The sequence below is a fragment of the Nostoc sp. UCD121 genome (assembly GCF_014222285.1).
Classification (GTDB): domain Bacteria; phylum Cyanobacteriota; class Cyanobacteriia; order Cyanobacteriales; family Nostocaceae; genus Nostoc.
Genome location: NZ_JACKZS010000259.1, coordinates 1 through 9,658 on the forward strand (window position 1 = coordinate 1; position 9,658 = coordinate 9,658).

Here is a 9,658-nt window from a genome sequence, read left to right on the forward strand (position 1 = left end):
ACTCAATTTCTACAATTATTTATGTCATTTTGAAATCTTTCTTAGTTTTTATTAGTAAATAAGATGCGTTCGCCCTGAAATATATTGTGATTTTGGGCGATCCTGGTTCAGGTAAGTCTACATTGTTGCAATTTCTGGCTTTGAATTGGGCAGAGTCACCACTGGATAATGTTATCTCATTACCAATTCCGTTGCTAATTGAATTACGCACTTATATGCGACGACGGGAAGATAAAGAGTGCAATAATTTTCTAGAATTCTTTCATCAATGTAGTGGTGCTGTTCATCATCTCAATCAGCTTGAACTCGATAAACAATTAAAAGCTGGTAATGCGTTGGTGATGTTTGATGGTTTGGATGAGGTATTTGACCCTGGTAAGCGAGAGGATGTAATTACTGATATTCATCGCTTTACTAATGACTATCCTGATGTGCAGGTAATTGTTACTTCTCGGATTATTGGCTATAAACCGCAACGATTGCTTAATGCTGAGTTTCGCCACTTTATATTACAAGATTTAGACTCAGAACAAATTCAGGATTTTATCTACCGTTGGCATGAGTTAACTTTTACCGATGCCGTAGATAAAGTGAGAAAACGGGAACGCCTACAAAGAGGAATTGAAGCTTCCAAATCTATTGCAGAATTGGCGGGAAATCCTCTGCTGTTGACGATGATGGCAATTCTTAATCGGAATCAAGAGCTACCAAGAGATAGAGCCGAGCTTTATAATCAAGCTTCGCGGGTGTTGCTGCATCAATGGGATGTGGAACGTGTTTTGATAGAAGATAAGAGGTTAGATCCGAAGACGATTGATTATAAAGATAAGCAAGCGATGCTGCGTCAGGTTGCTTATCTTATGCAAACTGGTGAGAAAGGTTTGGCAGGTAATTTGATTAATGAAAATGATTTAGTCAAAGTTCTGACTGATTATCTGAAAACCATAGAATTTGATAAACCTAGAGAAGCTGCGCGGGTGATGATTCATCAACTGCGGACTCGCAACTTTATGTTATGTTTCCTGGGTGCAGATTATTATGCTTTTGTGCATCGGACATTTTTAGAATATTTCTGTGCTTGGGAGTTTGTCTGGCAGTTTAAAGAAACGCAAACGCTGACTATTGAGGAACTTAAGAATGAAGTTTTTGGCAAACACTGGCAAGATGAAAGTTGGCATGAAGTTTTGCTGCTAATTGCGGGAATGATTGAGGCTAAATTTGTTGGGGAAATTCTTGATTATTTAATGGTGCAAGATGGCGAAGAGGAAAAGTTTGTCAATCTTTTTTTAGCGGCTAAATGTCTTGTAGAGGTGAGAAATCGCTCGGCGATCGCGTCAACGGCTAATAAATTGCTTGACAAGCTCAAAGACTTAACTAAATATGACCTCTGTTACTATTACATCCCCTACGAAGATGAAAAAGAAACTAAGCTAGTTCAGGAAATTCGCACTCAAGTAGTCACGGCAATTGCAACGACCTGGCAAGAATCTGTGGAAACCAAAATTTGGCTCAAACAACGCGCTACCCAGGATGATGATGCAGATGTGCGACGTGCAGCAGTCCAAGAATTAGCGAAGAACTTCAAAGATGACCCCGATATCAAAACCTGGCTCAAACAACGTGCTACCCAGGATGATAATTGGAATGTGCGACGTGTAACAGTGCAAAAGTTAGCCAGAAATTTCAAAGATGATCCCAACACTAAAACATGGCTTAAAACTATCGTCATCCAAGATGATGATGCAGATGTGCGACGTGCAGCAGTCCAAGAATTAGCGAAGAACTTCAAAGATGATCCCGACACCAAAAGCTGGATCAAAACTTGTGCTACCGAGAATAAACATGAGGATATGCGAAATGCAGCAGTTCAAGAATTAGCTAAAAATTTTCTAGATGATCCGGATACCAAAACTATCCTCAAAACTTGTGCCACCCAGGACAATGGTAGGCATGTACGACGTGCAGCAGTACGAGAATTAGCCAAAAATTTTACAGATGACCCGGACACCAAAACTATCCTCAAAACTTTTGCCACTCAGGATATTAATTGGGATATGCGCCGTATAGCAGTGCGAGAATTAGCCAAAAATTTTCCAGATGACCTGGACACTAAAACTATCCTCAAAACTTGTGCCACCCAGGATAATAATTGGGATGTAAGAAGTGCAGCAGTGCAAGAATTAGCCAGAAATTTTAAAGATCACCTGGATATCAAAAGCTGGCTCAAAACTCTTGCTAGCCAAGATGACAATTGGGATGTGAGAAGCGCAGCAGTGCAAGAATTAGCCAGAAATTTTAAAGATGACTCAGACACTAAAACTATCCTCAAAACTCTTGTTACCCAGGATGATAGCTGGGATGTGAGAAGTGTAGCAGTGCAAGAATTAGCCAGAAATTTCAAAGATGACCCGGACACTAAAACTATCCTTAAAACTCTTGCTACCCAGGATGATAGTGCTATTGTGCGAAGTGCAGCAGGGCAAGAATTAGCTAAAGGCTTCACAGATGACCTGGACACTAAAACTATCCTCAAAACTCTTGCTACCCAGGATTATAGTTGGGATGTGCGGCTTGTAACAGTACAAGAATTAGCCCGAAGCTTCAAAGATGACCTCGACATTAAAAGCTTCCTTCAACAATGCGCTACCCAGGATGGTAATTGGAATGTGCGAAGTGCAGCAGTGGAAGAATTAGCTAAATACTTTAAATATCAGCCTGAGTTGTTTGAAATCTATTACAACTTTGCTGTCAATGATCCCTTTGAACGCAACGAAAACCGGGAAACTAACCCTCGGCGCATTGCACTAGAGATAATTATCAAGCAATTTCCTCAGCATCCCCAAACTTTACCACTGTTGCGCGACAGATCCAAGAATGACCCAGATGAGCAAGTGCGGGAATTTGCTCAGAAGAAGTTGGCACAATTAGAGAAGTAAAAGAGTTGCAAAAACATGAACAACACAGAAGTTCGTCAGCAAATCAACCAATATTTAGATGTATTATCTTCAGAACGCCTACAACTGGTTGCTGATTTTTTAGCGTATCTGGCAGATAAGGAGAGTGAAGACGCTACCCAAGAGTTACTTGATATCCCTGGATTTATTGAATCCTTTGAAAGAGGTAAAAAAGATATTGCTGAAGGTCGGGTAAAAAGCTGGAGAACAATTCGGTATTAACTACACAATGTCATTGCGAATGGAGCGAAGCGGAATGAAGCAATCGCAAGGACTGGGATTGCTTCGCTTCGCTCGCAATGACACTTTAGATTTAATTGCACCCGGCTTTTAGTAGCGATGCTAAACATTATTTAGAAAAGCAAGTCAATGAAGCACTAGAAGAACTAAATAAAATTAAAGAAGACGAGGAGACAGGAGAATGAAATATACAATCGTGATTCAATGGTCAGAAGAAGATCAATCTTATGTGGTTTTGCTACCTGAGTTTACGCATATAATGCAGCCTTGCACTCACGGAGAGACTTACGAAGAAGCTCTTAAAAATGCTCAAGAAGTTTTAGAAATGCTGATTGAATCATCTTTGGCTGATGGTGAACCTCTACCAGAGCCTAAAACGCTAGGAAAGTCTTTGGAAGTTGCATAAAATTTAAATTAAAAAGGTAGCTTATGAACACATCTATAAATACAGCCAAAGTCTACGACGAAATTATAGAGTTTATTGCTGCTGGAACCACTCCCCAAAGCGTTATCGATTTCAAACTCTCGGATGCAGCCAAAGACCGTTTAGATGATCTCGTTTACCGCACAAAAACTGAGGGTCTTACAGGAAGTGACCAGCGAGAGTTAAATCATTTCCTCACGCTAGAGCATATTATGCTACTAGCAAAAGCAAGAGCTCGTCAGTACATCAGCGAGGAGTAAGTATTCAAAGTGTCTCGTCCATATATTAATGCAGAATTGCGGCGTTTAGTTAGCGATCGCGCCGCCCATCTATGCGAGTATTGTTTATATCCAGAATTAAACGGCTTAGGTTTTCAAGTTGACCATATCATCAGCGTGAAACATGGCGGCGCTACAACAGCAGATAATCTCTGCTATGCCTGTATTTTCTGTAACCTGTAAAAAAGCACGGATTTGGGGTCAATTAATTGGCAAACTGGCGAACTTGTGCGGTTTTTTAACCCACGCAGAGACTTTTGGGGCGATCATTTTCGACTAGATGAGGCTGTAATTCAGCATCAAACAAATATCGGTGAAGTTACCGCACGCATCCTAGATTTTAACGGCGATGAAAGGATTGTAGAACGACAAGCTTTAATTGCATCTGGTCAGTATCCCTCAGCATCGGTGCTAAAACAGGTAAATAAATAGGTTATGATGTGCGATCGCATCCACCAATGGGAATTCTATACTTAGCAACTATTGCTACTTCACCATTAGAACTCCCAAGGTAAATATATAATGGCTTATCAGAATATTGCAGCCTCCCTTTCGCCACAAGATATCCAAGAAATTAGAGCCGCGTTACAAACAGTCCAAAGAAAGCTGCCCTTTCTGATTACTCTCAGCACTGAAGAACGGCGTAAGTTAGTAAAAATGGGCGATAAAAGCCTAGCCTTTGTGAACAATAGTATTACTGCTGCTCAGTCTAACCGTGAAATTCTTCCAGCTACTTTTGACGTTGAAGAACTTGTTCGGGATTATCAATTAGCCGCAGCGCTGACCGAACTTTTAACTTCAATGCAGCAGATCACCGAACAGGTAGATGATACCCTAATGGCTGTCGGTAGTGAAGCGATGACTAGCAGTTTGACTGTTTATGATTACGTGAAGACTGCATCGAAAAAGACTCCAGGCTTAAAAACTGTTGCTGAACAGTTAGGCGAACGCTTTAAAGCTATTGGTAAAGGGAAATCTGCTAAAACTCCCGTCTCTTGATAAATTAATACTCATCGGCAAGTCTCATATCATTTTCAAAAATCTTCGCAACAAATAAATTTGCGATAGGGGTGTACAAGTGTACGCCCCTATTTTGTTTATCCACCTCTGAACTCAATACGGTTCGGTTAAGATCCCCCCGCCTGCGGCGACCCCCTTAAAAAAGGGGGTAAAAGATGGTTAAAAGCCCACCTTTTTAAGGGGGGTTGGGGGGATCTTCAGACATATTAAAGCGTTAACCGAACCGTATTGCCTCTGAACTCCGTTAACGAGTGTTTGAACCGGATGAATCCACCTTTTATCCCCGTCGTCGAGTATTTGAACTGGATGAATCCACCTTTTATCTCCGTCGTCGAGTGTTTGAACCGGATGAATCCACCTTTTATCTCCGTTAACGAGTATTTGAACTGGATGAATCCACCTTTTATCCCCGTCGTCGAGTATTTGAACCGGATGAATCCACCTTTTATCTCCGTTAACGAGTATTTGAACCGGATGAATCCACCTTTTATCTCCGTCGTCGAGTATTTGAACTGGATGAATCCACCTCTACAGGTTGCTTGAGTGGTGGCGCTATGAGAACATTTACTTATTCTACTTTTCTAAGATTTTGCGATCGCTATTCCTAGACATCTATATAATAAGAAAACAGTCGCTACGAGCTATAACTATATTTTGAAACGTATATCTGCATACAGACAGCAAATCCTAAAAGAAAATAAAGAAACCTGTCTTTCGCTCAACCAAATAATAGGATACTAATAGTAGTAGCATATACAAAAAATGCATTTATAGCTTCATGTAAATCATATTTGAGTGCATCTGAGTACAACTTAATATATTGCAAAATATCTTGACGAAATCTTAGCAAAGGCTTACGGGTAAAGTTTCTTGTAGCGTGAACAGAAATTCTTAACCCCTGCCCCAAAAATACTAGTACCCCCATCGTTAAATACTAGCGCCCCTAACCCCAGACAAATTTTAACTTTATGTTAAGTCGGGGTTTTGGCGTTTGAGTACAACTGTAATCAATCCAATAAATCCAATCAGCATTGGGTTTGGTATCGAGTTGGAAGTCACCTGATATAAGCATAAAAATAGCAGATGAATCTTTTACCAGATAGACATTACCGATGCAACAGTCTTTAGACAGTATTAGCGATGTCTCCGACGGGCTTCGCCTACCCCCCAGTACCAAAACGCAGGATTCTGCACATACATCCATGCTGAAAAATTTACTCTCTGGCGGTTTTTTTGAGCCATTATTGAGTGATTTTCGCATTATCTTTGAGCGCGATCCCGCAGCACGGAATTGGCTAGAGGTGGTGTTTTGCTATCCAGGATTGCACGCACTCTGTTTGCATCGTCTTGCTCACTGGTTACATGGTCGAGGAGTCGGTTTTATCCCCCGTTTCATTTCCCACTTGGGGAGATTTTTAACGGGAATTGAAATTCACCCAGGTGCAGAGATTGGCCAGGGCGTGTTTATCGACCACGGAATGGGTGTTGTCATTGGCGAAACTGCGATCGTCGGCGACTATACACTAATTTACCAGGGCGTTACCCTTGGCGGAACTGGTAAAGAAACTGGTAAGCGTCATCCCACAGTGGGTAAACATGCAGTGATCGGGGCGGGTGCGAAAGTTTTGGGTAATCTGCAAATTGGCGATCGCGTCCGTATTGGCGCAGGTTCCGTTGTCTTGCGGGATATCCCCAATGATTGCACTGTTGTGGGAATTCCCGGTCGAATTATTTCTCGCAACGAGAGCGCCAGCCTTTCTCCTTTAGAACATGGAAAGCTACCCGATATGGAAGCAACCGTGATTCGTTCTTTGCTCTCGCGCATTGAGCAACTCGAAAAACAACTGCAAACTTTAAGACAAGAGTCATTAGTCATTGGTCATTTGTCATTAGCAAATGACATAGACACGCCAAAGGCGAACCCGCAGGGTAGAACAAAGGACAACTGACAAATGACAAATGACAAAGGACAAATGACAAATCACGTTTTGCAGATTCCTCGGAGCGATCGCTGGCGAATCTATCACCGATTGCAAGAGTTAAAAATTAATAGCTCTTGTCCTCCCGATGGTTCTTTACGAGTGCAAGTGAACAATTTGCTCGAAGTAATTCTAATTCGTAGTACAGTTATGCAACTTCTTGCTTCTCGTCACGAATTATTAGAATGGCTAGAGCGTTGCTGGCATTACAGTGATGAATCATGAATCTTCTAATTAATCTTGAATTCATGACGCAATCACTGAACTTTATCCTTTTTGTTCATGGATGCACAAAGCTCAAATAGCTTTAGAGTTTGAAGCTACTGTATGCTTGCAGAATTTATTGCAGACTGAGATGGATTAGATGGAGTTTAGATTTTGTTTCTTCTGCTAAATCTAAAATTTTCCTGACATATAGCAACAATTAAAAATGCGAAATTCCCAAATAAAAATTGGAATTTCTGATTTTTAAGTTTTTCCCAAATTAAGAAATTGAAAGTTCAATCAATTATGGCGACTCGGAACAGAGATATAAAACTCCTCAATTATTTGCACAACGAACTTGAACTTTCAAATGCCGATATTGCTGTAGCTCTGCGACACCGTGAATTAGAAAATGGGCCACTACCGATGCTCCTCTGGCAGTATGGTTTAGTTGATTTGGAGCAGCTAGGAAAGATTTTTGATTGGCTAGCAGAACATAGTTAGCAAATTTGTACCTTGTAGCTCTGAGTCCCATTACCTGCTTAAAGTACACACCAATGCTCTAGAAAATCTGAGGTTACTAAGATGATTACATCCTTAATTGCTGGATTCTGTGTTTTACTTTGTTCAGGGTTTGCTAATAGTTATATTAGTTCATTGCTACTCGAACAGAATTCAACTGACATCGGTAAAAACGATTAGTAAATTATACATTGTTTTAGTTCCCTGTCATACAGATGTGATGCTGCTAATAGGTCAATAATTAAGGATCATGTATCCTACATTATGAATTGTGATATTTTTAGCATTTGCCATCGCTGGGGATTGTAGAGAGAAAGGATATTAAGAATACTTCCAAGAGAGGGATATTTGCAATGAATCAAATCATAATTAATGACACTACACTACGTGATGGCGAACAAGCGGCAGGTGTTGCTTTTACCCTAGAAGAAAAAGTTGCGATCGCTAAATTTCTCGATTCTATTGGTATTCCCGAATTAGAAGTCGGTATACCAGCAATGGGTGATGAAGAAACACGTGCGATCGCCGCAATTTCTGATTTGGGTTTACAAGCAAAACTCCTCGGCTGGAACCGCGCCGTCATCTCAGATATTAAGGCTTCTATTGCTTGCGGACTTAACCGGGTGCATATCGCTATTCCCGTCTCTGGTATTCAAATCGCCGCTAAATTCCACGGTCAATGGCGAGTTAGCTTGCAAAAACTCAAAGACTGTATCAGCTTCGCCGTCGATCAAGGCCTTTGGGTAGCAGTTGGCGGAGAAGATTCTTCCAGGGCTGACGAAAACTTCCTTTTAGATGTAGCGCTTTATGCCCAAGAATGGGGTGCATCCCGGTTCCGCTTCTGCGACACCGTAGGAGTTCTCGATCCTTTCACCACCTACACCAAGGTTAAACGGCTAGTTTCAGCTTTGATGATTCCCCTAGAAATCCATACCCACAATGATTTTGGTCTGGCAACAGCCAACGCCCTTGCGGGTATCAAAGCTGGAGCTTTATCAGTGAATACCACAGTCAACGGATTGGGTGAAAGAGCGGGAAATGCAGCTTTAGAAGAAGTTGTCATGGCAATCAAACGCATCTACGGCGTTGATTTGGGCATCAACACACCCGGTTTGCTGGAACTGTCTCAACTAGTTGCAGCCGCATCAGGTGCTAGCGTACCACCTTGGAAAGCGATCGTTGGCGAAAATACCTTTGCTCACGAATCTGGCATCCATGCTCACGGGGTATTGCAAAATCCCATTACCTACGAACCATTTGCACCAGAAGAGGTGGGTTGGGAACGGCGTTTAGTATTAGGTAAACATTCTGGACGGCATTTGGTTTCAAACTTGCTAGAACAGCATGGAATTTTCTTGAACCCCCAAGAAACCCAATCTGTTTTAGACGCAGTGCGCCATCAATCGGTACAGAAAAAACGCAGCCTGACGACAGAAGAACTTTTGAATTTGGTCAGAGAACAGAGGTACTCTCATGCAACGCGATGAATTAGAGCTAAACTTGCCACCTGCTTTTGAAATTGGTGAAAAAGTCAGAGTTCGGAAACTGCTTAAGAACGATGGTACTTTCCCTGGTAAAGAAGTCGGGCAAGTTTTAGTGAACAAAGGAGATATCGGCTACATAGCCAGTATAGGAACATATTTGCAGACTTCCTATATATATGCTGTGCATTTCTTGGAAACAGGATTCGTCGTCGGCTGTAAGAAAAAAGAACTAGAATCTGTTGAGGAATCTCATGAAAGTAATGCTACGCATGAATGATGCCGGTACTTTAGTAGTTTACGTTGCTAAAAAAGACCTTGAAGAAGAAGTCGTCAAACAAACCGATGGAAATGATGGCAAAATTCTCACCCTAGCAAATGGTTGGGAATTAGAATTTCGTGATTTGCCAGACACAGCAAACTTACCTCAAACAGTAGAAGCTAAACGCCTCGCGTAAAAAATGGGGAGTAAAGAAGAGAATAGGTTATAGGTTACAGGGTACAGATTATTCCCTATAACCTGTTACCTGTCACCTCTCCCCTCTCCCCCAATCCC

The 9,658-nt window shown here is 41.5% G+C and carries 13 protein-coding genes and 1 pseudogene; all 14 read left to right on the top strand.

Annotated elements, in window-relative coordinates; translation table 11 throughout:
* Positions 1-77: 77 nt before the first annotated feature.
* A pseudogene (locus tag GNF10_RS32245) lies at positions 78-2,936 on the top strand (HEAT repeat domain-containing protein); the annotation flags it as partial.
* A 15-nt stretch (positions 2,937-2,951) separates the two neighbouring features.
* Positions 2,952-3,176 carry a hypothetical protein gene (locus GNF10_RS32250; RefSeq protein ID WP_185583646.1) on the top strand — a complete coding sequence of 75 codons (225 nt, stop codon included), beginning with the start codon at positions 2,952-2,954 and terminating at the stop codon, positions 3,174-3,176.
* A gap of 199 nt (positions 3,177-3,375) precedes the next feature.
* Positions 3,376-3,600 carry a type II toxin-antitoxin system HicB family antitoxin gene (locus tag GNF10_RS32255; RefSeq protein ID WP_185583643.1) on the top strand — a complete coding sequence of 75 codons (225 nt, stop codon included), beginning with the start codon at positions 3,376-3,378 and terminating at the stop codon, positions 3,598-3,600.
* Positions 3,601-3,623: 23 nt separating this feature from the next.
* Positions 3,624-3,878, top strand: a complete 255-nt coding sequence (locus GNF10_RS32260; RefSeq protein WP_185583641.1) for a hypothetical protein — start codon at positions 3,624-3,626, stop codon at positions 3,876-3,878.
* Between the two features lie 9 nt (positions 3,879-3,887).
* On the top strand, positions 3,888-4,079 hold the full coding sequence (locus GNF10_RS39375; RefSeq protein WP_311774249.1) for an HNH endonuclease signature motif containing protein: 192 nt from the start codon (positions 3,888-3,890) through the stop codon (positions 4,077-4,079).
* A 12-nt stretch (positions 4,080-4,091) separates the two neighbouring features.
* Positions 4,092-4,328: a hypothetical protein gene (locus GNF10_RS39380; RefSeq protein ID WP_311774250.1), complete on the top strand. Its 237-nt coding sequence runs from the start codon at positions 4,092-4,094 to the stop codon at positions 4,326-4,328.
* A 90-nt stretch (positions 4,329-4,418) separates the two neighbouring features.
* Entirely contained in the window at positions 4,419-4,895 is a 477-nt protein-coding gene (locus GNF10_RS32270) for a hypothetical protein (protein WP_185583638.1), read from the top strand.
* Positions 4,896-5,144: 249 nt separating this feature from the next.
* The gene (locus GNF10_RS32275) at positions 5,145-5,459 is read left to right on the top strand and encodes a hypothetical protein (RefSeq protein ID WP_185583636.1); all 315 of its coding nucleotides are present in this window, start codon (positions 5,145-5,147) and stop codon (positions 5,457-5,459) included.
* A 659-nt stretch (positions 5,460-6,118) separates the two neighbouring features.
* Positions 6,119-6,865 (top strand): serine O-acetyltransferase, encoded by a 747-nt coding sequence (gene cysE, locus GNF10_RS32280; protein ID WP_221643606.1) that lies wholly within the window; start codon positions 6,119-6,121, stop codon positions 6,863-6,865.
* Between the two features lie 3 nt (positions 6,866-6,868).
* Positions 6,869-7,120 (top strand): Asr1405/Asl0597 family protein, encoded by a 252-nt coding sequence (locus GNF10_RS32285; RefSeq protein WP_185583634.1) that lies wholly within the window; start codon positions 6,869-6,871, stop codon positions 7,118-7,120.
* A 285-nt stretch (positions 7,121-7,405) separates the two neighbouring features.
* Positions 7,406-7,603, top strand: a complete 198-nt coding sequence (locus GNF10_RS32290) for a DUF2949 domain-containing protein (RefSeq protein WP_041565135.1) — start codon at positions 7,406-7,408, stop codon at positions 7,601-7,603.
* Between the two features lie 371 nt (positions 7,604-7,974).
* Positions 7,975-9,108, top strand: a complete 1,134-nt coding sequence (gene nifV / locus GNF10_RS32295; protein WP_185583632.1) for a homocitrate synthase — start codon at positions 7,975-7,977, stop codon at positions 9,106-9,108.
* On the top strand, positions 9,095-9,382 hold the full coding sequence (locus GNF10_RS32300; protein ID WP_012407236.1) for a nitrogen fixation protein NifZ: 288 nt from the start codon (positions 9,095-9,097) through the stop codon (positions 9,380-9,382). Before nifV ends, GNF10_RS32300 begins: the two co-directional genes overlap by 14 nt.
* Entirely contained in the window at positions 9,357-9,560 is a 204-nt protein-coding gene (gene nifT / locus GNF10_RS32305; protein ID WP_114083693.1) for a putative nitrogen fixation protein NifT, read from the top strand. Before GNF10_RS32300 ends, nifT begins: the two co-directional genes overlap by 26 nt.
* The last annotated feature ends 98 nt before the right edge of the window (positions 9,561-9,658 follow it).